This window comes from Providencia sp. PROV197 (genome assembly GCF_028479625.1).
Classification (GTDB): domain Bacteria; phylum Pseudomonadota; class Gammaproteobacteria; order Enterobacterales; family Enterobacteriaceae; genus Providencia; species Providencia vermicola.
Map to the genome: position 1 here is coordinate 56,762 of NZ_JAMPNZ010000006.1, position 26,300 is coordinate 83,061.

The window sequence follows — 26,300 nt, forward strand, 5'->3', positions numbered from 1 at the left end:
CTTCAAATACAATTGTGAATTTCCGCCGCTGCTACACAGTGACAGAAGAAAGTCTTGCTAAAACACTTGGGGCAATTTTTCGAATATCTTGCACTTCGTCCACTGCATCCATTTCAATCGCAGCTCGTGGCATACCAAATACCACACAGCTACTTTCGTTCTGCGCGTAAGTAATCGCCCCTTGTTTACGTAAATTCAATAACCCTTTGGCGCCATCCATCCCCATACCAGTCAGTAACACACCAATGCATTTTCGTCCGACACATTGAGCTACTGAATCAAATAGCACATCTACTGACGGGCGATGGCGATTAACGGGTTCACTTTGTTGCAAAATCACTTGGAAACCTTTGCCTTTGTCTGCAATCAACATGTGAGAATCACCTGGCGCGATATAGGCGTGTCCTTTTTGCAGTAACTCGTTGTTTTCTGCCTCTTTTACCGTTAGTACACACAATTTATTCAGTCTGTCAGCAAATGAGCGGGTAAATCCTGCGGGCATATGCTGCGTGATCACCACAGGTGGGCATTCACGGGGTAGCATTTCTAAAAATTGGCGGATCGCTTCTGTCCCGCCAGTAGATGCGCCAACCGCAATCACACGGCTGTTACACACATACGGGGACAACGCTTTGGCTTGAGCAACTGGCTCAGACATTTTTTTCTCTGGCCGCGCAAACCGACTGCGTTGAGTGATCTTAGACATTGCCGCCGCACGAATTTTTTCACCAATAATGTCACGGTAGCTCATCATGGTTTCGCGAATGCCGATTTGTGGTTTAGTGACAAAATCCACCGCACCAAGCTCTAACGCTTTAAGCGTTACTTCAGAGCCTTTTGATGTCAATGTAGATACCATCACCACTGGCATTGGGTGCAAACGCATTAATTTTTCTAAAAAATCAATACCATCCATACGAGGCATTTCAACATCTAACGTGATCACATCAGGTTCGAGCTGTTTAATTAAATCACGTGCAACGTAAGGATCAGGCGCTGTATCCACCACCTCCATGTCTTCATGGCTATTAATGATTTCACGCATTAATTGACGCATCAGTGCTGAGTCATCCACACATAGCACTTTAATTTTTTTCATTACCCCCTCCTTTCAGCTTGCACGCTGTAGACGGTTTGTCCTTTGATCACAAAGCGTTGTGTTAATTGTGATAAATTTTCTGAATGCCCAATAAATAACAAGCCATCTGGCTTAAGCAGTGGTGCAAAACGCTCAAGCATTTTTATTTGCATTTCTTTATCGAAATAAATCATTACGTTACGGCAAAAAATTGCATCAAAGCGATGTTGGAGCTGCCAGTCATGGTCACTCAAATTTAAGTAACGAAATTCAATCATCTGCCTTAACGCGGGCTTGACTCGTGCATACCCTTCAAATTCCCCCACACCTTTCATAAAGTAACGTTGCCGCTGAAGTGCACTAAGTGATTTCAGCTCTTCGATGCGGTAAACACCTTGTTTCGCTTTTTCAAGCACTTCCGTATCAATGTCACTGGCAATCACTTTGGCATTAACGGCATTTGGCCCCAGTACATCACTTAATGTCATCGCGATAGAATAAGGCTCTTCCCCTGTTGAAGAAGCTGCACACCAGATGGTGATTGGGTTATTTTTACGTGTACGAATAAAATCCGTTAACGTGACAAAATGGTGTGGCTCACGAAAGAATGCGGTTAAATTTGTGGTCAATGCATTGACGAAAGCTTGCCATTCCGCGTTATGTGGCTCGCGCTCAAGCATCCGTAAATAGTCAGAAAAGTTGTCGAGATTACAGTCACGTAACCGCTTTAATAGCCGGTTATAGACCATATTTTTTTTATTCATGGTTAGGACTATGCCTGATTTTTTATGAATAAATCGACAAACCCGACCAAACTCATCATCAGTCAGTGGTTCTATCTGTGGTACAAAAAGCATCGTACTTGTCGTCCTATTCAATAAAAATCCAGAAGCAGCCACCTAATGCGCTGCCTTTAATGGCAAGGGAAATGCACAAAACGATTCATTTCCCTCTGCCGAAAACTCATTGTGAGTTTTCTCAACACTTAATACCGACTACGGTTTACTGCATTTTCAGGGAGCTCAAAAAATGCCACAGTATCCACTAAGTTATTGGCTTGGTCTTCCAGTGCCGCAGTTGCACTGGTCGATTGCTCGACTAATGCAGCGTTTTGCTGTGTGACTAAGTCCATTTGACTCACTGCGGTAGCAACTTGCTCAATCCCACGGCTTTGCTCATTCGATGCAGACGCAATATTTCCCATTAATTCAGTTACTTGATTAACTGCAGCAACCAGTTCGCTCATGGTCGCACCCGCTTCATTCACCAGCTGGGAACCTTGACTTACACGCCCCACAGACTCATCAATTAACGTTTTAATCTCTTTTGCCGCTTCAGCACTACGTTGTGCCAATGCCCTAACTTCGCCAGCGACAACGGAGAACCCACGACCTTGCTCACCCGCACGCGCCGCTTCAACCGCTGCATTTAGGGCTAAAATATTGGTTTGAAAAGCAATGCCATCAATCACGCTAATAATTGCGCTAATTTTTTGCGAACTGTTAGAAATTGATGTCATGGTATCGATAACATCTTCGGTAATTTCACCGCCTTTCGTTGCCGTTTTCGATGCACTGACGGCGAGCTCACTGGCTTGACGCGCGTTATCCGCATTCTGCTTAACGGTCGCTGTTAGCTCTTCCATACTGGCTGCCGTTTCTTCAAGGGATGCAGCTTGCTGTTCAGTCCGCGATGATAAGTTATTATTACCTAAAGCAATTTCACGAATACCGGTATACATTTGGTCAGTATTCGAACGCAATGCACTGACGGAAGTGGCTAACGATTCTTGCATTTGTTTGAGTTTGCCAAATACTTCACCGATTTCATCGCCCGTCGTAATTTCAATATTTTGGTTCAGTTTGCCATCAGCCACTAAAGCGAAGTGTTCACCCATACTTTTCAATGGGTTAATCACTTTACGTTTCATCCAATAATGGGCAAACGCGATCACCAGAATAATAATCACAATCACCGAACAAAATGAGCTCCACGCAAAGGTGTTGTACATGCGTGCAGCAGAAAGAGATTCATCATTTTCAGCATTCAATAATTCAAGATATTCATCAATTACTTGGGTTAATTGATCTTGATTTTCTTGGGCTGGAAGCTCAATGTAAGCTGCGATATCTTTGTTATCTAAGTGTGTTTTTAATGCTTTGAGTGTTGCGACAAAAGCTTGATATTTCGCATCAAGAGCTGCAAGGTTTTCTTTTTCACTCAAAATCGGTTGGTTTTTAAATGTGGTATAATCTTTTTGCGCTTCTTCTAATAGTTTGCCAAAAGTGACTTGTGTTTCTTCAATAAGCTGGTCATGGCCACTCACTTTATTCAGCAATGCAATTTGCGTTAAGCTATTACGTGCTTGTATTAAATGTTTATTGGTTTCCTCAAGCATTGCACGCTTATCAGAGCCCAAATCAATACGTTCTAATGCTTTTAACTCACTAACAACAATTCCAACAGAAACCCCGCTCGACACAATCTGCATTCCACAAAATAAAAATAGAAGCAGATATAAACTCACCGAAATTCGGATATTTTTACCAAACATAGATAATCCCCATTTGTGCCAGCTAAGAGAGCTGTTCGCTTAAAACATTGCTTGTTTTCTAATGCACAGAAACGCTGCAAAGCCAAAGCCTTGCAGCGTGAAACCATGCTTAATGTTTAGAAAGTTTCCCAGTTGTCATCATCTTTATGTTCCTTCGATGATAGTTTTTTTAAATCCGGCGTTTTAACGATATTGGATACCGTTCTTGCTGCTGGTTTTGTATTACGTATTTCACTTTGTTTTAACGGTGGTAAACGGAAAATAGAGATAAGCTGCGACAGTTTCGCGACTTGCTCTTCTAACACATTCGCTGCAACCGCTGATTGTTCCACTAACGAGGCATTTTGCTGAGTCACTTTATCCATTTCAGCAACTGCAATGCTGACCTGCGAAATGCCTTTACTTTGCTCATCAGAAGCGGTTGCGATGTGCGTCATGATGTCTGTCACTCGCGTGACCGATTCCACAATTTTCGTCATCGTTTCACCTGCGTCTTCCGCTTGGCGCGCGCCTGTTCCTGTTCTTGAAACAGAGTCTTCAATCAATGTTTTGATTTCTTTCGCGGCATCCGCACTGCGTTGTGCTAAGTTACGCACTTCATCTGCCACGACCGCAAAACCACGGCCATGCTCACCCGCACGTGCTGCTTCAACCGCAGCATTCAGTGCTAAGATATTGGTTTGGAAGGCAATACTGTCAATCACTGCAGTGATATCAGAGATTTTTTGTGAGCTATCAGCAATGTTCAACATGGTACTCACCACATTGGAAACCACTTTTCCACCTTCTTTCGCAATAACAGACGCTTGGTTTGCATACTCGCTAGCTTGATGGGCGTAGTCTGTATTTTGCTTAACCGTTGCGGTTAATTCGCTCATACTGGCGGATGTCTCTTCCAAACACGCCACTTGCTGCTCCGTACGAGAAGAAAGGTCGTTATTACCTGCGGCAATTTCAGTGGTGCCTTGGTAAATAGTTTCACTGCCATCTAATACACCACGAACCGTGTTAATCAGCTCTTGTTGCATGTGCTGAACGCCATTAGCTAATTCGCCAATTTCGTTATTCGAGGCTGTCGTAATGGAAGGCGTTAAATCACCTGATGCGAAGACTTTAATCCGCTCGTTTAATAAACCTAATGGCTCAATAATGCCTTTACGCACATAGCGATAACTAAAGAAACCAATAAAGGCGAGCAGAATCGATAATGTCACCAGCATATATAATGATTGGCGATAATTATTATCTGCATTAACGACTTCGCTTTGGAAATCGGCTGAAATATCGGCGAAATAAGCATTAAATTGCTCTTCGAACTTCATTTGATGGCCCGATGTTCTATGAGCATAGAAACCTTCTAAGTCTCCTTTTTCCGCGAAATCACTGAGCTTAATTAATGCATCACGGTAGGTTTCATAGGTGCTAAAAAGCTGTTCAAACTTGGCTTTATCATACTCTGAACTTTGCATCAGCTTGTTGTAACGAGCATAAGCATCATCCGCAGCTTTAAAGTTACGTTTTGCCGCTTTAATCAGGTCTTCTGTTGTCGCATCATCTTGAATTTTTCGGCCGTCTAATAGGTAGGCGTTGATTGACCGATTTAAATTGGCTCGGGCCTGTAAAAGGTTAACCCAGCTTTCCGTTAATACTTGTCTTTGGCGTTGTAGTGAATTTAAATAACTAATACTGTCGCTGTTATCGCCGAGTTTAGTGAACATCAACCCACTGGATACCAGTTGCAATAAAATAAAGATAAAAATGACGGACAAAAGTCCTGATACGATTTTAATTCGACTGTACATGACGTTTTACTAACATTATTTGTTGTATTTTGGATATCGGTCATCTAACCAAAAACTTTAGTTAATGACTTATTATTATTTGAGCAATTATTTAGGCTGAGAATTACTCAGCCATGCTGTCAATAAGCGCCATTTCGTCACTAGTCAGTAGCTTTTCAATGTCCACTAAAATCAACATGCGGTCATTGAGTGTCCCTAAACCAGTGAGATATTGGGTGGATAACGTCACTGCAAAATCGGGCGGCGGGGCAATTTGCTCTTCATTGAGCACCAACACATCCGAAACGCCATCAACCACAATGCCAACCACTCGGTCTTTTAAATTCACAACAATCACAACGGTGTTATCGTTGTACACCACATTTTCATGAGAGAATTTCACCCGTAAATCAATGATTGGGATAATGACTCCGCGTAAGTTCGTAACCCCCTTGATAAAGTCAGGTGTATTTGCGATGCGAGTGACTTGCTCATACCCCCGAATTTCCTGCACTTTTAAAATTTCAATGCCGTACTCTTCCTCACCTAAAGTGAAAATAAGGTAACCTTCGCCGTTTTTTTCTTCTTCGTGTTTATTTAAATCATCATCTAACATAGACATGGTATATGGCCTCTATTTAGTGCACGACAGGTTGGGAAACCTGATGTTTCTTTTTGATCAAAATGCTGTTATTCATTTTTTGCAGCTCAGCCACATCTAAAATCAATGCAACAGAACCGTCGCCCATAATCGTTGCAGCAGAAATACCTGGAATTTTTCGGTAGTTACTTTCGATATTTTTCACCACGACTTGTTGCTGTCCGACCAATTTGTCCACAAGCAATGCAAAACGGTGCCCCGCATTTTGAATAATAAGCACAATGCTGTTATCCAAATTGCGCTCCGCTTCTTCAATAGAAAAGACATGGTGTAGCTCGACCAATGGCAGATATTCACCGCGAACTAAAAGCATTTTTTCTTCACCCGCAAGGCGGTAAATATCTTCTTGTCGTGGTTGTAAAGTGCTGATGATGGCGCTTAAAGGCACGATAAAAACATCTTCTGCCACTTTTACTGACATTCCATCAAGAATGGCAAGGGTTAAAGGAAGTAAAATTCGAATGATAGTTCCTTTGCCTTCGGTGAAACCGATTTGGATACGGCCGCCCATATCTTGAATGTTCCTTTTCACCACATCCATCCCCACACCGCGACCCGATACATCAGTCACCACTTCTGCAGTGGAGAAGCCTGGTGCCATAATAAGCATCGCCACTTCATCGTTACTCATGCCATCATGCACATTCATCCCTTGAGAACGGGCTTTAGCCAAAATACGCTCACGGTTTAGACCTGCCCCGTCATCACGCACCTCAATACAAATATTGCCGCTTTGATGTGCAGCTGCGAGAGTCAATGTCCCCGCTTCTGGTTTTCCATTTGCCACACGGACATCTGGTTTTTCAATACCATGGTCTAAGCTATTACGGACAAGGTGATTTAGCGGGTCGACAATGCGCTCTATCAGGCTCTTATCAAGTTCAGTCGAACTACCTTCCACTTTTAATTCAATTTTCTTGCCTAGTTTAGAGGCAATATCACGCACCATGCGTGGGAAACGACTGAAAACATAGTCCATTGGCATCATACGAATAGACATGACGGACTCTTGCAGGGCTCGCGAGTTACGCTCCAATTGAACAATAGAGCTCAGTAAATCACTGTATTCATTTTGATCAACGTGTTGGCTGTGCTGTGTCAGCATGGATTGGATAATTACTAACTCACCGACCAGGTTGATAAGTTGATCGACTTTTTCCACGGCAACACGAATACTGCTGGAGTCCCCTTTCGGTTTTGTTACTGCTGTTTTTTTCGAAGGGCTCGAAACCACGGTAGGGTTAACGACTTCTTTTGGAAGCACAATTTCCGCATCTTGAACGGCTTCAGGTTCACTTTTTCTTTCGGCTTGTGGCATAAAAGCTTGGCAATCAGCAAACGTGATAGCGTCTTGTGCAATTTGTGATTCATCCACCACAAAACACAGTACTCCACAAATATCCTCAATATCGGTATTTGTGCCTAACCATACTTGGAGGCTATCGGTCGATTTTTCCGTATGATATAAATGACCAAACAGTTCGAGCTCGTCGGCAAGTAAATCGACTTCGGTTTCTTTAAGTCCACTTAATGTGATTTTAAAGTAATGCGAAAATTCCCCTTTAGCGTCAATTTGTTGAATTTCTGACGTCACTTCTTCTACTTGTACAATGTCTTCAATAATAGACTCTGCCTCAATGACCTCTTCGGCATGGTTCTCAACACGACTAAGCACTTCACAAATTCGTTTAAATGACTCTTCATCGGGTAAAGAATCATTTTTGTAAGCATCGAGCTGCGAGGCCATAACATCTTTGGTATCCAAAAATACATCTATGATGTCAGGAGTGAGGGCTAACTCATCATGGCGTGCCTTATCGAGCAGGTTTTCCAGTGTGTGCGTGGTGTTTTGCAACTGAGTGAAACCAAAGGTTGCAGCACCTCCTTTTATTGAGTGCGCACTACGGAAAATGGCATTTAGCTGCTCGCTATCCGGGTCAAAAGGATCAAGCTCAAGTAAATGTTGTTCCATATCCCTGAGCAACTCGTCGGCTTCATCGAAAAATGTTTGATAAAACTCAGTAATATCCATGGTTTTTATCCAGTTTCGCTTAGGTTTCACTTAACGCTGACTGCCGGAAAATCCGGCAGGCAATAAAAAATCACAATGTATCTCTTCACAAACACAGTCTATTCATCGGCTTTTTTCTGTGTTTTCGCCGTCACCACAGTCTCAGTAGCTATCTTCGTAGCTGGTTTACCCAATACGTCAGAAATCGGTTTTGCTCCGTCGTATTCACGTAAAATTTGTTTCGTTTCCTCATCATTGAGAACAATGATGCTGATCCGTCGGTTAATTGGTGCAAGACCGTTGTTTTTATCTAAATGAATCGCTGATGCCATACCAACCACTCGTAAAACCTTGCTCTCATCCATTCCCCCACGGATTAACTCACGTCGCGAAGCATTTGCTCTGTCTGATGAAAGTTCCCAGTTGCTGTAATTCGCCCCGTTGGCATAAGATAAATCATCGGTATGGCCTGAAATGCTGATTCGGTTAGGTACATCATTTAGCAAAGGGGCAATGGCGCGTAAAATATCGCGCATGTAAGGTTCCACTATCGCAGAACCTACTTGAAACATCGGGCGGTTTTCACTATCGACAATTTGAATGCGCAGACCGTCATTAATCATGTCGATCAGTAAATGCGGTTTTAACTCATTTAGACGTGGGTCTTTTAAAATAGCCTGCTCAAGGGCTTCCTTAAGCTTTTCAAACCGATAACTGGCATTACCGTCAATAATATTATTCGGTTCAGGCATCACATCGCCCTCACGAAAAATGGGGTCTTTGCCGCCTCCCGGAATAGGGTTGGTCGCATCTCCACTTTTGGTACCAGGGTTAATTGCAGTACTAAGCGGAGTTCGAAAATATTCTGCAATTTGTGTGAGTTCTTGAGGACTTGAAATCGAAATCAGCCACATCACCAAAAAGAATGCCATCATCGCCGTCATAAAATCGGCATAAGCGATTTTCCACGAACCACCGTGGCCACCTTGATGATGAGAATTGCGTTTTTTGACTCGAATTACATGAGGGGTATTGGCTGCCATCCTAGTGTTACTCCTCGGTGGTTTCTTGTGAGCGAGCACCCACTTTTACTTCGCGAACTCTATCTTCAAGTTCAACGAATGACGGCCTATCAGCACTAAATAACACTTTACGACCAAACTCTACGGCAATTTGCGGCGCATACCCTTGTAATGCAGATAAGAATGTCACTTTGATACATTCCATCATTTTGAGCTGTTCGCTGCTGCGTAATCTAATCAGTGCTGCCAAGGGTAAAATAAATCCGTAAGCGACTAAAATACCTAAGAATGTTCCAACCATCGCATGGGCAATCAATGCACCAAGTTCACCTGCTGGCCTATCAGCAGATCCCAACGCATTCACGACACCTAATACCGCCGCCACAATACCAAAAGCAGGCATGGAGTCACCGACCATATTTAGGCCAGATGCAGGAACTTCATTTTCTTGGCGGAATGTTTCGAGTTCTTCATCCATTAAGGCTTCAATTTCATGACTTTGTAAGTTACTGCTTACCATCAAACGCAAATAATCCACAATAAACATCATGGTGGATGCATCTTTGAGGATGCGAGGATATTGAGAAAAAATTTCGCTTTCTTGAGGATTTTCAATATCTTTTTCTAAGGCAAGTAACCCTTGTTGGCGAGATTTATTGAGCAATTGAAATAACAATGCCATCAAGTCCATTGACATCGTTTTATTGTAGGAAGAACGGCGGAATAGTTTCGGTAATACTTTACATAGGGCGATAATGGATTTGCCACTGTTACCCACGACAAATGCACCTAAACCAGCACCTAATATAATAACAAATTCAGCGGGTTGATATAGCGCGCCTAAATGGCCACCAACCATGAGATAACCGCCAATAACCGCTATTGTAACAATGATATACCCGATGAGTATTAACACAATATTCCCTTTCACTCCGTTGGTTAACAGATGGCAGTCAAAGGGAATATTAGGAGTAACAGGCAAAAACTTGCCTGTTGACCAAATCAATCCAATTACATTACCGCTTTCGTAATGCCATCCTGTCGATATAGCGTAATATCGGCGAGATGCTCGGAAAGTTTACGTTTTTTTATTGCTCGTGATGGCGGCTGACACAAACTACAAGTAAAACTATTTTCTGGGATGTGCGCATAAGTGATAAACGAACCATGGCAGCAGCTGCATTTTGAGCTTTGTAGCATGCCACTTTCAACAAAACGGACGAGGGTCCAAGCTCGTGTTAGTGCTAATAATGGCTCATCACCTGGCTCTGGAATACATTGTTCAAGATACAAACGGTAAGCTTTTAAGATGGCATCAACGCCTTGGCAATGTCCACTTTGCAGTAAAAATTGATAGGCGTTATAAAACATGGATGAATGAATATTCTGCTCCCATGTCATAAACCAATCTGTTGAGAACGGTAGCATACCTTTTGGTGGCGGGCAGCCTCGAAGTTCTTTGTATAATCGAACTAAACGGCCGCGGCTAATTTGGGTTTCACTTTCTAACATTTGAAGGCGAGCGCCTAAAGAGATTAATTCCATGGCTAAGCGAATATCGTTCGCTTCTTGGACAATACTTTTTTCAGCTGCGGTACTCATCTTTTTCTCGCTATATCAGTGTCGCCTTCATTATGCGTTTGCAATAATCGGGTCGAAAGGAGGATACCTGTATGAATTTGTTGTAATTCATCAACCCTTGAGTCGCGGGTCAACTTTTCAATTGTGTCGCTATTCTCAAATCTAAACTGACAGATTAGCTGGTTTGTTTCTGCCAATTTGACCAATTGAGGAAGCGTAAGGTCTGCTAAAGTAGTTGCCATTGCATCAGAGATACCTAAGCGGAACATCGCAGAAGCTTTCTCTTGGGAGATGAGTTTTTGGGCTAATAGCAAATATGAGAGGTTAATATCGTATATATGCTTCAGAAAATCTGTCGTCGAGCTCATTTTTTTTCCTTTCCGAATATTTATCAACATCTGTGTGCAAAAAGAACAAATATGAATTTGAAAGTTTTGTGTGCCTAAAATTGGTTATTAGTAAAATTAATTAAACTGGATAAATGTATTCCATTACTTCCCATGTTTTCCGTTAATCAATACCCAGTTTGGAGTATAAAAACACAAATCTTCAAACTTAAATTAAATACATTTCCTGAATACCTACAAACAATAAAGAGTGACTAAAAATTTAGCACTTTCAGTAAAAGTCAGAATTTGCCGATGTCATTATTAGTCGTCAATTATTATGCACCACTAAATTAACTATTCAAGGTACTTATGTTTCTTTTTATCTCATTGGGATAATTATCCATTGATTCATTAAATAATCTTTATTATTTCTTTATCTTGTCTTTCCCTATCTAAAATATCCGCAACATTTTAGATCACCCTAAGCCAAATGACAGGATTTTAATCAATAGCTTCACTCTCTACATGTGATTTGAAAGCAAAAAAAACCAATCACAACATCAAAATCAAAATATTGATCCAAATCAATCTTTGGTATTGAGAAACTCAAAAATCTAATATGGATATTTCTCATTATCGGCTATTTGGGAATAAAACTTAATCATTAATTTTCAATAAGTTTAATGAAAGCAATAGGCATTATTCAAAATTATTCAATCCAGTTCAAAGAGAAAAAAGATATTATTTTGTCATACATATTATCTCCATATATATATGTTCCATTAGAATCATTAAACTATGGTTATAATATGCCCAGATGATAATATTAATAAAATTAATAAACTTTATAAAGTCTGTCAGTAATGAAACAAATATTTAGCTTAAATATATGTGTTATGTATTATTGGCCGATTTATATTTTTAGTAATTTTCTTGTTATTATTTTTTTAACTAAACACTTTCAATTAATTTATTTTTGTTTTTTTTATTAAAATAACTAAAAAATTAATTTTTTTAATAAAATGATCAACCTACAGGTAACCAAACCCAAGAACGCATCACGAAAAATCAAAGTTTCAATTGAGAACATTCTGTTTCTTATCAATTTTCCTATTCGCTTTATCTCATTCAAAATAAGAATAAAACAGTGCTGACATCTTGTATTTTAATTTGTATTTTTACTTAATTTGTTTAGGGTTTTACATTGGCACGTTAATAACATAATAACATAATGTTATTATAACCATTAATTACTATATACTTTTATTTTAACAAATCCAGCTTAACGCTAATTTAACTTAAGTAAATTTGCTTAGTCGATGAACACATCTAACTGAAATGAGTTGATTTTAGTTAAAATAATTCAGTTAGCTTTTCGAGTACAAATTCAACAAAATGAAGTATGTCTACTGGAGTAAAAAGATTATAAGAATTGCGACTTTGTTCACATTTAGTTTCTTTATTTCCAAATAGTTTCTAAATAAAACTATGTTGTTATAGGTACATTTGCGCCTACAAGATCACAAAATGAACATCTTGATATCATCGAGCTCAATAAGCCATCTTACTCACCTATAATCTCGCTTATTCTGCATACAGGTTTGACTGAAGCTCTCTTAGATTTACTTTATACTAACGGCTTTTAATACCAACTATAAAAGGAAAGGTATGTTTACTTATTTTGCCAATGTTGAATTTGTTGAAGAAGAAGGTGCATTTGAAATCAATTTTTATGATTTTCCAGGTATTCAAGGTGTCACTTTTTGCAAAGATGATGTTGAATTGGAAGCCGAAGAGGTTTTACTGGCAACATTATCTGAATTAATAACGTCAAGAAAAGCAATTCCACTACCACAAGGACATACAGAAAATGCATTCCCAGTGTATTTGCCTATTTTAGTCTGCCTCAAAGTCGCGCTACATAATGCAATGTTAGACACTAAAACTTTACGTGTTGATTTAGCTAGAAAAATGAATATTAATGCGCAACAAATAGAACGCTTACTCGATGTTCACTACGCGTCAAAAATTGAGATGCTAGAACAGGCTTTATACCTATTAGGTTACGAAGCTAAAGTAACCGTGAAAAAAAGGTCGCAACAGGAATAGCATTACTTTCCTGTATTGAAACAGATTATTAATCTAGTTATTTTTGATTAGGCGGGTTATTTTACTAGCTTATCTTTTTTATTACCTTATTGGCTGTTTTAACAGCCTATTTATTTTTTTTGATCATTGCATTTTATCGATATTTATTCATTTCAGAAAAATACTGTTCAATCAATTTTTTTTTAATTTGTTAGTTACACATTTATTTAACAAATAGCACTTTGATATACATTGCATATAATCAAGGCTCTCTTTGTGTTTTGATTATTCAACTTAGAGTCAGGTAAATCAGACTGGCTCAAAGCTTATCCAAGATGAATTTGAGTAAAAAATGGAAATTGTTTCGAAGGGAATAATAAATAGGCTTTTTTGCACCATAAAAAGCAATAAGCCACTGTTTAAAAGTGGCTTATTATACTGATAACACAGCTTAATTCTGGTGGGTTGTTGGGGGTTCGAACCCCAGACCGAGCGATTAAGAGTCGCCTACTCTGCCAACTGAGCTAACAACCCAGTGCAAAATATTTAACGCCTATCAATTGCTACAGTCAATATTATTCTGCTATTTTTATTGTGTAAGTTAATTTTTAGTATTGAATGTTAAATTAACGATAATGATAGATTGAATAAGCAGCACTTCGATTTCAACAAAGTAAGTTTTCCTTACTCTAATTGAGATTTATGTCACAATATTTCACGCAAACATAACCACACAAATAAAAAAATACTGTGGTCAATTATAACAAACTACTACGGACACTTTACAGTATGGAAGAAAATACAACTTCAAACCCAGCTCAGCACTCCGCTGATCGTAATCAGTTAAAACGAAGCCTTAGTAACCGCCATATTCAACTTATTGCAATTGGCGGCGCAATTGGAACGGGTCTATTCATGGGGTCAGGGAAAACCATCTCTCTTGCAGGGCCATCCATTATATTCGTATACATGATAATTGGCTTCGTGTTATTTTTTGTTATGCGAGCAATGGGTGAACTTCTACTCTCTAACCTTAACTATAAATCCTTCAGCGACTTTTCTGCTGACCTAATCGGGCCATGGGCAGGTTTTTTCGTCGGCTGGACATATTGGTTTTGTTGGGTGATCACTGGCATCGCAGATATTATTGCCATTACCTCCTATGTCAGTTTCTGGGTACCCGATTTTCCTGAATGGGTGACTTCATTTATTTGTGTCATCACCTTACTCACACTAAATTTAGTGTCCGTTAAGCTTTTTGGTGAGCTTGAGTTTTGGTTTGCGATGATAAAAATTGTCGCCATTATTGCCTTAATTGCAGTAGGCGGAACGCTTATCGCGATGAATTTCCAATCGCCTACAGGCCATACTGCATCATTGAGTAACATTTGGAATGATGGTGGAATGTTCCCTATGGGAATAAGTGGTTTCTTTGCAGGCTTCCAAATTGCGATATTTGCATTTGTTGGGATTGAATTAGTCGGTACCGCAGCCGCTGAAACGCGCGATCCTGAAAAATCGTTACCAAAAGCCATCAATGCAATCCCAATTCGTATCATTGCCTTCTATGTTTTATCACTTATTGTGATTATGGCCGTAACACCTTGGCGGACAATTTTGGCGGATAAAAGCCCATTTGTTGAAATGTTTGTGTTAATCAGTCTTCCTGCGGCGGCCAGCATCGTTAACTTTGTGGTGCTAACGTCAGCCGCTTCATCCGCAAACAGTGGAGTATTTTCCACCAGCCGTATGTTATTTGGTTTGTCTAAAGAAGGTGATGCACCGAAGAAATTTAGCCAGTTATCGAAAAAAGCCGTGCCTGCAACAGGGTTAATTTTCACCTGTATATGCCTCAGTTTTGGTATTGTGCTTATCTATTTTATTCCTGATATCATGCATGCGTTCACCTTAGTGACTACAGTATCCGCTATCTTATTCATGTTTATTTGGAGCATGATTTTATATAGTTACCTCAACTTTCGTCGTAAGCGGCCAGAAATGCATAAAGCCTCCCATTATAAAATGCCTGCGGGGATTATTATGTCTTGGGTTAGCTTAGCATTTTTTGCTTTTATGATTGTCTTACTCGCATTCCAACACGATACAAGGCAAGCCTTAATCGCGACACCTATCTGGTTTATTGTGCTGCTTATTGGCTATCAAATTGTGAAACGTCGCAAAACACATTAAACACCATTTCGCTATCCACCAATAAAAAAGGCCGAACATATTTAACAGTTCGGCCTTCTTAATCGTTCATCTAATCACAAGATAACAACTATTACTTTGCTTTATATTCCGCTTCCGCTTGTTCGAAGCGTTCTTGTGCTTCTGCACTTGGCGCTTTGGTGATTAAACTCACTACTACAATCGCGATGGTAGCAAAGATAAAACCAGGAATAATTTCATACAATGCAAACCATTTGTATTGCATCCAAACTAATACAGTTATAGCGCCCACCAACATACCCGCCAGAGCACCTGTGCGTGTCATACGCTTCCAAAGCACAGACATCAAAACAACGGGACCAAACGCAGCGCCAAACCCCGCCCATGCATTGCTCACTAACCCTAATACTTTGTTATTTGGATCACGGGCAATATAGATAGCAATAGCCGCAACTAGCAGCACCATAAAACGCCCGACCCACACTAACTCTTTTTGGCTCGCTGTTTTACGAATAAATGGCTTGTAGAGATCTTCGGTCAATGCACTTGCGCACACTAATAATTGGCAACTTAGGGTACTCATTACCGCGGCTAAAATTGCAGAAAGTAACACTCCCGCTACCCATGGATTAAATAATATTGCTGCTAATTCCATGAAAATACGTTCATTATTCTGCGTTACAGCCCCTGCAACACTCGGGTTCATTTCGAAATAACCGATACCAAAGAAGCCAACGGCAATAGTACCGCCTAAACATAACACCATCCACGTCATGCTAATACGCCTTGCGGAGTGGATTGTTTGGTGTGAATCTGCCGCCATAAAGCGTGCTAAAATATGAGGCTGCCCAAAATAGCCTAAACCCCAGCCAAGTAAAGACAGAATTGCAATAAAATTCATTCCCTTGAACATATCAAGGTATTCAGGATTTTTCGCTTTTATCACTTCGATAGAGGTATCTATGCCACCCATAGATAAAATAACGACAACTGGTGTAAGGATCAGGGCAAAAATCATTAACGAAGCTTGGACTGTATCTGTCCAGCTCACAGCTAAAAAGCCGCCTAAGAATGTATAAGCAATAGTGGCTAATGCCCCTAACCACATCGCTTTTTCGTAGCTAATATGGAATGTACTTTCGAACAATAATCCACCTGCAACAACACCTGATGCACAATAAATGGTGAAGAAAACTAAGATAACAATGGCAGAAATAATCCGTAAGATTTTACTATTGTCCTCAAAACGGCTGGTAAAATAATCAGGTAGTGTCAAGGCATTATTATTTTTTTCTGTTTGCAAACGTAGGCGGCCTGCTACGAATAACCAGTTAAAATAAGCCCCTAGTGTTAACCCGATTGCAATCCAACTTTCAGAAATACCTGCGATAAAAATCGCGCCAGGTAACCCCATCAATAACCAACCGCTCATGTCTGATGCACCCGCTGATAATGCGGTCACCACACTGCCTAAACTTCGTCCTCCGAGAATATAATCATCAAAGTTTTTTGTTGAGCGATAGGCTAAATAGCCAATTAATAACATGCCAGTAATATATACGATGAACGTGACAATCATCGGAGTGCTTACAGTCATCTATATTCTCCATTGAGTAGCTTAGTAGTGTAGTTATCTTTATATGAATTGCCGTTGATAACTTGTAACTTCATGGTGTTGCACTTTATTGCACATCTTTAATTTATCTTCGTGAACACCAAATAGGTTGTGATTGTTTGTGTTGCACTAACTTAATATCTTAGTGACTCCATCCTAGTCAGACTCATATTAAATTAACAAGAAATTAACTATTTTTTATTCCATAAATAGAATCCATATCACAAATGTTAAAATTTTAAGCCAAATTTCAAAATAATTGATTAATTATTCCCTTAATAACGGCATGGCTATAACCATATGAAAAATATATAGAATAAATAACCATAACTTTCATTAATATGATTAATCACCAAAAAACCCGACATGTTTCACATTTCCCTCAGAAATTTCACTTAACAATGTTGCACAAAGTTGCAACATTAAGATAATGTTGTGTAACTTTTCGATTATGACGACCTGTCAACTAGAGGAATTAAGATGAGTAGCACGACAACTATGGGTGTGAGACTTGATGAAGCAACTCGTGAACGCATTAAAAATGCCGCTCAACGACTGGATCGCACATCACACTGGCTTATCAAGCAAGCTATTTATAATTACCTAGAACAACTCGACAATAACCAAATCATTCCTGAGTTATCCGCCGGTATCGATGCAAAAGAAAATCAGACAGGAGAAGAAGACACCACAGTAGAATCTAATTATCAGCCATTTTTAGATTTTGCAGAGCATATTTTACCACAATCAGTAAAACGCTCTTCAATTACTTCCGCATATCGCATCCCAGAAACGCAAGCTGTACCAATGTTATTGCAACAAGCACAACTGCCAACTGAGCAGGCAGAGGCAGCGCATAAACTGGCTTACTCCATTGCAGAAAAATTACGCAATCAAAAAAATGGTGTAGGTCGTTCCGGGTTAGTACAAGGGTTGTTGCAAGAGTTTTCACTTTCGTCCCAAGAAGGTGTAGCATTAATGTGTTTAGCCGAAGCCTTATTGCGCATCCCTGATAAAGCCACTCGCGATGCATTAATTCGTGACAAAATCAGTAACGGAAATTGGCAATCTCACCTAGGGCAAAGCAGCTCAATGTTTGTGAATGCTGCAACGTGGGGCTTATTATTTACAGGTAAGCTAGTTTCTACTCACAACGAAGCTAAACTGTCGACCTCATTAAACCGCATTATCAGTAAAAGTGGCGAGCCACTAGTACGTAAAGGCGTAGACATGGCGATGCGTTTGATGGGCGAGCAATTTGTTACAGGCGAAACCATTTCCCAAGCCTTAGCGAACGCACGTAAGTTAGAAGACAAGGGCTTTCGCTATTCCTATGATATGTTAGGAGAAGCTGCGTTAACAGAAAAAGACGCCCAAGATTACATGGTGTCATACCAACAAGCGATCCACGCTATCGGTAAAGCGTCAAATGGACGTGGTATTTATGAAGGCCCAGGTATTTCAATAAAACTATCAGCCCTGCACCCTCGCTATAGCCGTGCACAATATTCACGCGTTATGGATGAGCTATACCCACGCCTACTTTCTCTTGTATTACAAGCACATCAATATGACGTAGGGATTAATATTGATGCAGAAGAGGCTGATCGCTTAGAAATCTCATTAGATTTACTCGAAAAACTGTGTTTCGAGCCGCAACTTGCAGGCTGGAATGGAATTGGCTTTGTTATTCAAGCTTATCAAAAACGCTGTCCATTTGTGATTGATTACATTATCAATTTAGCAGAACGCAGCCAACGTCGTTTGATGATCCGTCTAGTTAAAGGTGCTTATTGGGATAGCGAAATTAAACGCGCACAAATTGATGGTTTAGAGGGTTATCCAGTCTATACCCGTAAGGTTTACACCGATGTTTCATACATTGCTTGTGCTCGCAAATTATTATCTGTACCAAATTTAATTTACCCACAATTCGCAACGCATAACGCACATACCCTCTCCGCTATCTACCAAATTGCAGGTAAAAATTACTACCCTGGCCAGTATGAGTTTCAATGTTTGCATGGGATGGGTGAACCACTGTATGAGCAAGTAGTCGGGAAAGTGGCAGATGGCAAACTTAATCGCCCATGCCGTATCTATGCCCCTGTTGGTACCCATGAAACGTTATTAGCTTATTTAGTTCGCCGCTTATTAGAAAATGGCGCAAATACTTCATTTGTTAACCGCATTGCTGATGCAACTATTCCGTTAGATGAATTAGTCGCAGATCCTGTGAAAGATGTACTTGAGCTATCTAAAACAGAAGGCCAAATCGGTTTACCCCACCCTAAAATCGCTCTCCCACGTGATTTATACGGGAATGAACGTGTTAACTCTATGGGCCTCGACCTGTCGAATGAGCACCGTTTAGCTTCTTTATCAAGCGCACTACTCAGCGCTGCTATCCAGCCTAAACTAGCAGAGCCTTTATTGGGTGGCGAGTTCTCCACAAAAGATACGCTTCCAGAAGCTCAAGCAATCCTCAACCCTGCGTGCCATAAAGATATTGTCGGTCATGTTCGTGAAACGACAGAACAAGAAGCCGATCATGCGTTAAATATCGCCAATGACGCAGGCACAATTTGGTTTGCAACCCCACCATCAGAACGTGCCGCTATTTTATTACGCGCAGCCGATCTCATGGAACAGCAGTTGCAACCGCTACTCGATGTCTTAGTTCGTGAAGCTGGCAAAACCTATTCGAATGCCATCGCAGAAGTCCGTGAAGCGGTAGATTTCTTGAATTATTATGCGACACAAGTCAAAAATGACTTTGATAATAATACCCATCGTCCATTAGGACCTGTGGTATGTATCAGCCCTTGGAACTTCCCGCTTGCTATTTTCTCTGGGCAAATTGCTGCTGCACTCGCTGCGGGCAATACTGTACTAGCCAAGCCAGCAGAGCAAACACCACTTGTCGGTGCCATCGCCGTTTCAATTCTTCACCAAGCGGGTATTCCTCGTGATGTATTGCAATTTTTACCTGGTAAAGGAGAAACTATCGGAGCCCAGTTAGTCGGTGATAAACGCGTTCGTGGCGTCATGTTTACGGGTTCAACGGAAGTCGCGGGGTTATTACAGCGTAATATTGCTGGTCGCTTAGATGCCCAAGGCCGCCCTACCCCGTTAATCGCAGAAACTGGCGGATTAAACGCCATGATTGTCGACTCCTCCGCATTAACAGAGCAAGTCGTCACAGATGTGGTTGCTTCTGCATTTGATAGTGCAGGCCAACGCTGCTCCGCATTACGTATACTTTGTGTTCAAGAAGATGTTGCCGATAGAACCATACGTATGTTGAAAGGCGCTATGGAAGAATGTCGCATGGGGAACCCAGAACACCTTTCCACCGATATCGGCCCAGTGATTGACCGTGAGGCGAAAGATAATATTGATCAACATATTCAACAAATGCGTAGCAAAGGAAAACCTATTTTCCAAGCGGCATTTGATCATTCCGATGATACAAAAGAACAACACGAAGGCACTTATGTTAAGCCAACATTAATTGAGTTGGAAAACATTAGCGAGCTGAAAAGAGAAATTTTTGGCCCTGTTCTTCATGTGGTTCGTTTCAAACGTGATGAACTTGATATGCTCGTTGATCAAATCAATGCAGCGGGTTACGGCTTAACTTTAGGTGTTCATACCCGTATTGATGAAACCATCAACCAAGTCGTCAGCAAAGCTAAAGTTGGCAACTTATATGTCAACCGAAATATGGTTGGCGCAGTGGTCGGCGTGCAACCATTTGGTGGCGAAGGGTTATCAGGTACTGGACCAAAAGCGGGCGGGCCGTTATATCTCTACCGTTTATTAAGTGAACGTCCAGAGAGTGCGGTGACGAATACGCTTGCACGTCAAGATGAACACTTACCAATGGATGCTAGTGCACGGGCCGAATTACTTGCACCTTTCGATGCCTTTACTGCATGGGTAGAAAAACAGCAGGCACCTGTTGATCAATCCGTTCTCGAACAATTTACGCGTTATACTCAAGCAGGGACTACTCGACTTTTACCTGGCCCTACGGGTGAAAAAAATACTTATACATTACGTCCTCGTGGCCTGGTTTTATGTATTAGTGACAATGAAAATGACTGCTTAATTCAACTTGCAGCGGTTCTAGCGGCAGGTTGCCAATCCCTTTGGCCTGATAGCGAAACTCACCAAAAACTATTTAAACTGCTTCCTGAGAAAGTCCGAAAAACCATCTCAATCACCAAGCAATGGCAGGGTTCTAAAGAGACAATTGAAGGTGTTATTTACCATGGGGATAGCGATCAGTTAAAAGAAGTTTGTGCAGTTATCGCTGAACGTAAAGGGCCAATTATCTCTGTTCAAGGTTTTGAGCGTGGCGATACGAACTTATTAATAGAACGACTTGTTCACGAACGTTCATTGAGTGTCAATACCGCTGCAGCGGGAGGGAATGCAAGCTTGATGACCATCGGTTAAATACAATAAGGCCTGATTTCATGAATAATTGAAGTCAGGCCTCTTCATTTTTCTTTTCAATGATTTTCATATAATTAATCTTCGTATTCTATTCAGATTTGATATTTATTTTGAACCGCTAAAAACGCAAAAGGTGCCCATAGGACACCAATTCATTAATGAATAGATATTGATTAACCACAAAGTAGGTTATCTACTCTATTCTTATTACTGCACTTTTTCTGATTCCCAGAATAAATATTGTTCATATTTACGTAATGCAATATTGTAATTACTAAATGCTGAGTCTGTCATTTTTTCGCTTAATTGTTCTTGAACTTTACTTGCAGTAAATTCTTTCATTGAAAAATTAGAAGAAGATAACAACTCATCTAAGCGGCGTAAGCGAACAACATACTCACGAACGGTACTGTGGCTCATCTCAGTCTGTAAGAATAAATACTGTTTAAATGACATAATATCAAAATAATCAGTATTGCTATTGCAGTAAATCTCACTACAAAAACGACAAAGTGCAGTAAATTTACCTTGCAGCTCTCCCCAAGTTCCTTCATCAACCAATTCGGTCATATCAGCGATAGCTTCTTTATTTAAGATGTCATCGTTGAAAACCAAAGAGATACGATCAAGAGTTTTGTGGCAATGTGCACAATGAGTTTGGCTGTGTTTAAAATCTTTGATGTAACGACTCAGAGGCCGTTTCTTTACAATAGAAGCAGACATAATGGTAAAGCCCTGTGTGTAAGTCTAAAAATAAAATTGTAACAAGATAAACCGAGTTACATACTTGTTATGCCCATAGCATTAATAGAATGTCTGCTATGTTGCATTTAAATACGGGTAAACCCGTATATTATTTTCTCACTTTTTCTTTAGGAGAATGATCCTCCTAAGAATGTAATGTAAGAAAAATTATTGCCCTTTATGAAAAATATTTTACCCCGTCTATCGCTCTTTGGCGAATTTCCAAGGTGAGTCAATTTTGGTACGAATTTGATTTAGCGTCAACCTAATTAACTTAAATTTTGTTAACTCTATACACATAGCGTTAACGAACCTTATAAAGGCAATTATTCATTAGACAGACCAAAGGCTCAGACTTTACCTGATTATCCTATCTTCGTACAAAGAAAATTTGATTTAAAAATCAATATTATAGCTATTCAAAGATTTAATTGATAAATATGTGAAGCTGCTCACCTTTTTCATCTATTATTGCATCTTAAATGTACAGATATTAATGCTTAAAATATCTCATAGTTTAGCGTTATTCAATTTACGTAAACTTTTCATTACATTTTATAACTATTTTTAAACACTCAACCCTATATACAAAAATGTTATAAATAGCATTAAAAGTGTTATATGGGTTTTAATTGACTTTATTTCGTTCTATATCACACTTTCAGGGGCTTATTTTCTAATGAGAAATAACTTTACAGAAATTACCCATTTCAACTTAATGCCAATCTTTACCCTTTTAGTTTTATCTTAATCGAGGGAGTATTACACTAATAATGAATGTACCCTTTTAAACAGCGGTTAATACTGTGATTTTTAATGAGTTCCCCATAAATAATATATAATCCAACTACCCATGCTTCATATTGCAATATTATTCACTAACATAGTTATTTTTATAATTACTAATTAAGATATTATTTTAGGATTAGTTACATTTGATATTAAAAACTTCTCTTATATACTTCATTTGCTATATAAATAAATAATTTTAATAAGGTTGATTATGAAAAAGTTAATTTTAGCTTGTGGTATGGGTTTATTGGCACTGACAATCACTGCTTGTTCAGAAGAAGAGAAAAAAGGTGAAGTTGCTGGTGCAACTGAAACTTGTAATGCTTACTTCGCTGAAGTTGATAGCTTAATTGCTAAAGCTTCAGAAAACCCACAAGCAAAAGCTCAGTTAGATGCGATGAAAGGTCAACTGGAAGAAGGTAAAAAACAAGTTGCCGCATTACCTAAAGATCAGCAAGATAAAGCTTGCCAACAAGGTATTGATGCAATGAAACAAATGAAAACGGCTTTAGGTCTGTAATCGCTTAGATTATTTCAGAGTACTGCAATTTTCCAAGAAAGGGCCCATTTGTGGCTCTTTTTTATGCAAAAAGGAGAACCTTCCTTGGTTCTTCTTTTTATTAATTTATCAATATGTTATAGCCATGTACCAAAGCGCTTGATATAAAATTGTTTCATCAATTGTGCGACAATACAGTAACTTACTAATGTTAACGCTAACCAAGGGAAATACTCAATTGGTAATGGTTGTAACCCAATCATGGTTCCAAATGATGAAAACGGGATATATAAGCCTAATGCCATAATTAACCCCGTTGTTAACATCACAGGTAGTGCCGCCGTGCTTTGAATAAAGGGTATTTTTTGTGTTCTTAACATATGAACAACCAAGGTTTGTGATAATAACCCTTCAACAAACCAACCTGATTGGAACAATGCTTCATGAGCCACACTATTTGCTTGGAATACATACCACATCAAAGCAAATGTGGTGATATCGAAGATAGAAGAGGTTGGCCCGATCCAAATCATAAAGCGACCAATGTTTTTCGCATCCCATTTACGAGGGCGTTTTAAGAACTCTTTATCCATTTTGTCCCAAGGTAATGCCAGTTGGGAAATATCGTACAGCAAATTTTGTACGAGCAAATGAATTGCTAACATGGGTAAGAACGGAATAAATGCACTAGCAATTAATACAGAGAACACATTCCCGAAGTTAGAGCTCGCTGTCATATTCAGGTATTTGATAATATTACCAAAAGTTTCCCGTCCTTTAATCACTCCCTGCTCTAATACCATCAAATCTTTTTCCAGTAAGATGATATCCGCTGATTCTTTTGCGATATCAGTACCCGTATCAACGGAAATTCCCACATCAGCATCACGAAGCGCTGGCGCATCATTAATTCCGTCCCCTAAAAAGCCGACAGTATGTCCATTTGCCTGTAATCTTTTTAAAATTCGGGATTTTTGCAATGGCGTCAGCTTACAAAAAACAGAAACCTGCTCAACTTTTTGGCTCAACTCTTCATCAGACAACGCTTCAACTTCCAAACCCGTCATGATTTCACTGATATTTAGCCCAACATCATGGCAGATTTTTTCCGTAATGATGGCATTATCGCCAGTCAATACTTTGACGGTGACACCATTTTCACGCAACGCCGCGATTGCAGAAATCGCACTTTCTTTAGCAGGATCCAAGAAAGTTAAAATACCTTGGAGCTCAAGTTGTTGCTCCGCTTGAGCAGATAATGGCAGGCTAGCTTCATGTTCATTTAATGCTCGCGTCGCTAGCAACAGTACCCGAAATCCTTGTCGGTTGTAATCACTCACTAACTCTGTGACTCTTGCTCTCGCTTGCTCATCTAAAACCTGAGATTCACCATTTTGTTGATAACTTTGACAAACAGCGAGCATTTCTTCAGCAGCACCTTTACAGATAAGTAACGCATTTCCCTCTGGCGTCCTTACCGTTACCGATAATTTTCGTCGGATAAAATCGAATGGCAACTCATCAATTTTCTGGAATGCTTTTAATTGTTCAACCTCACTATTCCCTCTTCCACGGCGAATAATGGCCTGATCCATCATATTTTTAGCACCACTTTGATGAAAACTATTCAGCCACGCGAGTTGCAGAATTTTACTATTTTTCTCACCATGACTATCAAGGTAATGTTCTAAAATGATCCTATCTTGCGTTAACGTTCCCGTTTTATCTGTGCAAAGAACATCCATTGCGCCAAAGTTTTGGATAGCATTCAACCTTTTGACAATCACTTTGTGCTTAGACATTGCAATTGCCCCTTTCGCCAAGTTTGAACTGACGATCATTGGAAGCATTTCAGGGGTTAACCCTACAGCAACAGCTAAAGAAAACAGCGTTGCTTCGAACCAATCACCTTTTGTAAATCCATTAATCAATAAGACAATTGGAACCATAACTAACATAAAACGGATCAATAGCCAGCTGACACTATTTACCCCCTTGTCAAAAGAGGTTTGTGCTCGACTACCAACGATTGATTTTGCTAGCGAGCCTAAATAGGTTTTCCCACCCGTTGCCACCACAATACCGCGAGCCGTTCCGCTGGTGACGTTAGTACCCATTAAGCAAATATTTGATATTTCAAGTAATTCATTTTCAGTGGGCGATACAGGATCAAGGTTTTTGGCGGAAACATCCCCTAATGTGTCATATTTCTCTACAGGGATAGATTCACCAGTTAAAATCGCTTGGCTAATAAATAAGTCTCTCGATTCAACGAGTTTTAAATCGGCGGGAACCATATCTCCAGCGGATAAAAGAACAATATCCCCAGGGACTAGGCATTTAATTGGAACTTCTTTACGAATTGAACGCCCTGTTTTATTGTCCCGACGAAACACCGTTGCGGTCGTTCTAACCAAAGATTTGAGCGCTTCAGCGGCTTTATTCGTCCGATATTCCTGCCAAAAACGCAATAAACCACTTAGCAGAACCATCGTAACAATAATGATAACACCCGTTAAATCTGTCTCTTCTCCTTGACGCTCAGGGATCAGATAGTCCGTGAAAAAGCTGACTAACGCCAACACAATCAGAACAAAAATAAATGGGTTTTTAAATGATGAAAGCAGCTGCTTCCAAGCAGGAGGGGCTTTTTCATGAGCAACCTCATTTTCACCCTCAGTCACTAAGCGATCCATCGCTTCATTGTCTGCTAGGCCTAATAAATTGGTTTGATACTCATTTAGCACTTGCTCAATATTTTTACTCGCTTGCTCGCCAACAATAAATTTTTGCCGTGCAGGCGCTTTAACGCTTTTGCGTTGGTGTCTTATTTCAGTCATAACGTTGTCTCTAATACAACACTTGTGTATTTTTACGCTATCCAACTGAAAATAAGGCTATTATATCAGTTG

Annotated in this window: 17 protein-coding genes and 1 tRNA gene; 4 read left to right on the top strand and 14 right to left on the bottom strand. The window is 39.9% G+C overall.

Features of this window, described 5'->3' with window-relative positions; genetic code table 11:
* Positions 1-31: 31 nt before the first annotated feature.
* The 10 genes from PR808_RS03275 to flhD form a co-directional block, all read right to left on the bottom strand.
* Positions 32-1,099, bottom strand: a complete 1,068-nt coding sequence (locus tag PR808_RS03275; protein ID WP_206083836.1) for a protein-glutamate methylesterase/protein-glutamine glutaminase — start codon at positions 1,097-1,099, stop codon at positions 32-34.
* Positions 1,099-1,935, bottom strand: coding sequence for a CheR family methyltransferase (locus PR808_RS03280; protein WP_206083835.1), 837 nt, complete (start codon positions 1,933-1,935; stop codon positions 1,099-1,101). Before PR808_RS03280 ends, PR808_RS03275 begins: the two co-directional genes overlap by 1 nt.
* 128 nt (positions 1,936-2,063) lie before the next feature.
* Positions 2,064-3,632, bottom strand: a complete 1,569-nt coding sequence (locus PR808_RS03285; RefSeq protein ID WP_206083834.1) for a methyl-accepting chemotaxis protein — start codon at positions 3,630-3,632, stop codon at positions 2,064-2,066.
* Between the two features lie 116 nt (positions 3,633-3,748).
* Entirely contained in the window at positions 3,749-5,434 is a 1,686-nt protein-coding gene (locus PR808_RS03290; protein ID WP_206083833.1) for a methyl-accepting chemotaxis protein, read from the bottom strand.
* A gap of 103 nt (positions 5,435-5,537) precedes the next feature.
* Positions 5,538-6,035, bottom strand: a complete 498-nt coding sequence (cheW, locus tag PR808_RS03295) for a chemotaxis protein CheW (protein ID WP_004909833.1) — start codon at positions 6,033-6,035, stop codon at positions 5,538-5,540.
* Between the two features lie 16 nt (positions 6,036-6,051).
* The gene (cheA, locus tag PR808_RS03300) at positions 6,052-8,106 is read right to left on the bottom strand and encodes a chemotaxis protein CheA (protein ID WP_272538690.1); all 2,055 of its coding nucleotides are present in this window, start codon (positions 8,104-8,106) and stop codon (positions 6,052-6,054) included.
* Positions 8,107-8,204: 98 nt separating this feature from the next.
* A complete protein-coding gene (motB, locus tag PR808_RS03305) occupies positions 8,205-9,128 on the bottom strand; it encodes a flagellar motor protein MotB (RefSeq protein WP_241016823.1) in 924 nt (307 codons plus the stop codon).
* Positions 9,129-9,135: 7 nt separating this feature from the next.
* Positions 9,136-10,023 (bottom strand): flagellar motor stator protein MotA, encoded by an 888-nt coding sequence (gene motA, locus PR808_RS03310; RefSeq protein ID WP_206083831.1) that lies wholly within the window; start codon positions 10,021-10,023, stop codon positions 9,136-9,138.
* Between the two features lie 95 nt (positions 10,024-10,118).
* Positions 10,119-10,709 (bottom strand): flagellar transcriptional regulator FlhC, encoded by a 591-nt coding sequence (gene flhC / locus PR808_RS03315; RefSeq protein ID WP_206083830.1) that lies wholly within the window; start codon positions 10,707-10,709, stop codon positions 10,119-10,121.
* The gene (flhD, locus tag PR808_RS03320) at positions 10,706-11,056 is read right to left on the bottom strand and encodes a flagellar transcriptional regulator FlhD (protein WP_206083829.1); all 351 of its coding nucleotides are present in this window, start codon (positions 11,054-11,056) and stop codon (positions 10,706-10,708) included. The genes flhC and flhD overlap by 4 nt, the downstream gene beginning before the upstream one ends.
* Positions 11,057-12,685: 1,629 nt before the next feature.
* Between flhD and PR808_RS03325 the strand changes: the two genes are divergently transcribed.
* Positions 12,686-13,126, top strand: a complete 441-nt coding sequence (locus PR808_RS03325; protein ID WP_206083828.1) for a hypothetical protein — start codon at positions 12,686-12,688, stop codon at positions 13,124-13,126.
* A 437-nt stretch (positions 13,127-13,563) separates the two neighbouring features.
* Here the strand turns inward: PR808_RS03325 and PR808_RS03330 are convergent.
* Positions 13,564-13,639, bottom strand: a tRNA-Lys gene (locus tag PR808_RS03330).
* 255 nt (positions 13,640-13,894) lie between these two features.
* Between PR808_RS03330 and cycA the strand changes: the two genes are divergently transcribed.
* Positions 13,895-15,295 carry a D-serine/D-alanine/glycine transporter gene (gene cycA, locus PR808_RS03335; protein WP_206086742.1) on the top strand — a complete coding sequence of 467 codons (1,401 nt, stop codon included), beginning with the start codon at positions 13,895-13,897 and terminating at the stop codon, positions 15,293-15,295.
* Positions 15,296-15,386: 91 nt separating this feature from the next.
* Here the strand turns inward: cycA and putP are convergent, their stop codons facing one another.
* Positions 15,387-16,871 carry a sodium/proline symporter PutP gene (gene putP, locus PR808_RS03340; RefSeq protein ID WP_272538691.1) on the bottom strand — a complete coding sequence of 495 codons (1,485 nt, stop codon included), beginning with the start codon at positions 16,869-16,871 and terminating at the stop codon, positions 15,387-15,389.
* A 498-nt stretch (positions 16,872-17,369) separates the two neighbouring features.
* Between putP and putA the strand changes: the two genes are divergently transcribed.
* A complete protein-coding gene (gene putA / locus PR808_RS03345; protein ID WP_241016913.1) occupies positions 17,370-21,353 on the top strand; it encodes a trifunctional transcriptional regulator/proline dehydrogenase/L-glutamate gamma-semialdehyde dehydrogenase in 3,984 nt (1,327 codons plus the stop codon).
* A gap of 207 nt (positions 21,354-21,560) precedes the next feature.
* On the opposite strand, the gene fliZ is transcribed toward putA, so the two are convergent.
* The gene (gene fliZ / locus PR808_RS03350) at positions 21,561-22,076 is read right to left on the bottom strand and encodes a flagella biosynthesis regulatory protein FliZ (RefSeq protein WP_206086740.1); all 516 of its coding nucleotides are present in this window, start codon (positions 22,074-22,076) and stop codon (positions 21,561-21,563) included.
* A gap of 1,024 nt (positions 22,077-23,100) precedes the next feature.
* On the opposite strand from fliZ, the gene PR808_RS03355 reads away from it, so the two are divergent.
* On the top strand, positions 23,101-23,409 hold the full coding sequence (locus PR808_RS03355) for a DUF5339 domain-containing protein (protein ID WP_102139566.1): 309 nt from the start codon (positions 23,101-23,103) through the stop codon (positions 23,407-23,409).
* A 116-nt stretch (positions 23,410-23,525) separates the two neighbouring features.
* Here PR808_RS03355 and mgtA read toward each other — a convergent pair whose 3' ends face one another.
* Positions 23,526-26,228 carry a magnesium-translocating P-type ATPase gene (gene mgtA / locus PR808_RS03360; RefSeq protein WP_206086738.1) on the bottom strand — a complete coding sequence of 901 codons (2,703 nt, stop codon included), beginning with the start codon at positions 26,226-26,228 and terminating at the stop codon, positions 23,526-23,528.
* Positions 26,229-26,300 lie beyond the last annotated feature (72 nt).

Excerpts from the sequence above, each read along its gene's own strand:
- cheW (WP_004909833.1), bottom strand. The coding sequence starts at position 6,035 with ATGTCTATGTTAGATGATGATTTAAATAAACACGAAGAAGAAAAAAAC.
- PR808_RS03280 (WP_206083835.1), bottom strand. The coding sequence starts at position 1,935 with ATGCTTTTTGTACCACAGATAGAACCACTGACTGATGATGAGTTTGGT.
- PR808_RS03285 (WP_206083834.1), bottom strand. The coding sequence starts at position 3,632 with ATGTTTGGTAAAAATATCCGAATTTCGGTGAGTTTATATCTGCTTCTA.
- motB (WP_241016823.1), bottom strand. The coding sequence starts at position 9,128 with ATGGCAGCCAATACCCCTCATGTAATTCGAGTCAAAAAACGCAATTCT.
- mgtA (WP_206086738.1), bottom strand. The coding sequence starts at position 26,228 with ATGACTGAAATAAGACACCAACGCAAAAGCGTTAAAGCGCCTGCACGG.
- PR808_RS03290 (WP_206083833.1), bottom strand. The coding sequence starts at position 5,434 with ATGTACAGTCGAATTAAAATCGTATCAGGACTTTTGTCCGTCATTTTT.
- fliZ (WP_206086740.1), bottom strand. The coding sequence starts at position 22,076 with ATGTCTGCTTCTATTGTAAAGAAACGGCCTCTGAGTCGTTACATCAAA.
- PR808_RS03355 (WP_102139566.1), top strand. The coding sequence starts at position 23,101 with ATGAAAAAGTTAATTTTAGCTTGTGGTATGGGTTTATTGGCACTGACA.
- putP (WP_272538691.1), bottom strand. The coding sequence starts at position 16,871 with ATGACTGTAAGCACTCCGATGATTGTCACGTTCATCGTATATATTACT.
- cheA (WP_272538690.1), bottom strand. The coding sequence starts at position 8,106 with ATGGATATTACTGAGTTTTATCAAACATTTTTCGATGAAGCCGACGAG.
- cycA (WP_206086742.1), top strand. The coding sequence starts at position 13,895 with ATGGAAGAAAATACAACTTCAAACCCAGCTCAGCACTCCGCTGATCGT.
- putA (WP_241016913.1), top strand. The coding sequence starts at position 17,370 with ATGAGTAGCACGACAACTATGGGTGTGAGACTTGATGAAGCAACTCGT.
- PR808_RS03325 (WP_206083828.1), top strand. The coding sequence starts at position 12,686 with ATGTTTACTTATTTTGCCAATGTTGAATTTGTTGAAGAAGAAGGTGCA.
- PR808_RS03275 (WP_206083836.1), bottom strand. The coding sequence starts at position 1,099 with ATGAAAAAAATTAAAGTGCTATGTGTGGATGACTCAGCACTGATGCGT.
- flhD (WP_206083829.1), bottom strand. The coding sequence starts at position 11,056 with ATGAGCTCGACGACAGATTTTCTGAAGCATATATACGATATTAACCTC.
- flhC (WP_206083830.1), bottom strand. The coding sequence starts at position 10,709 with ATGAGTACCGCAGCTGAAAAAAGTATTGTCCAAGAAGCGAACGATATT.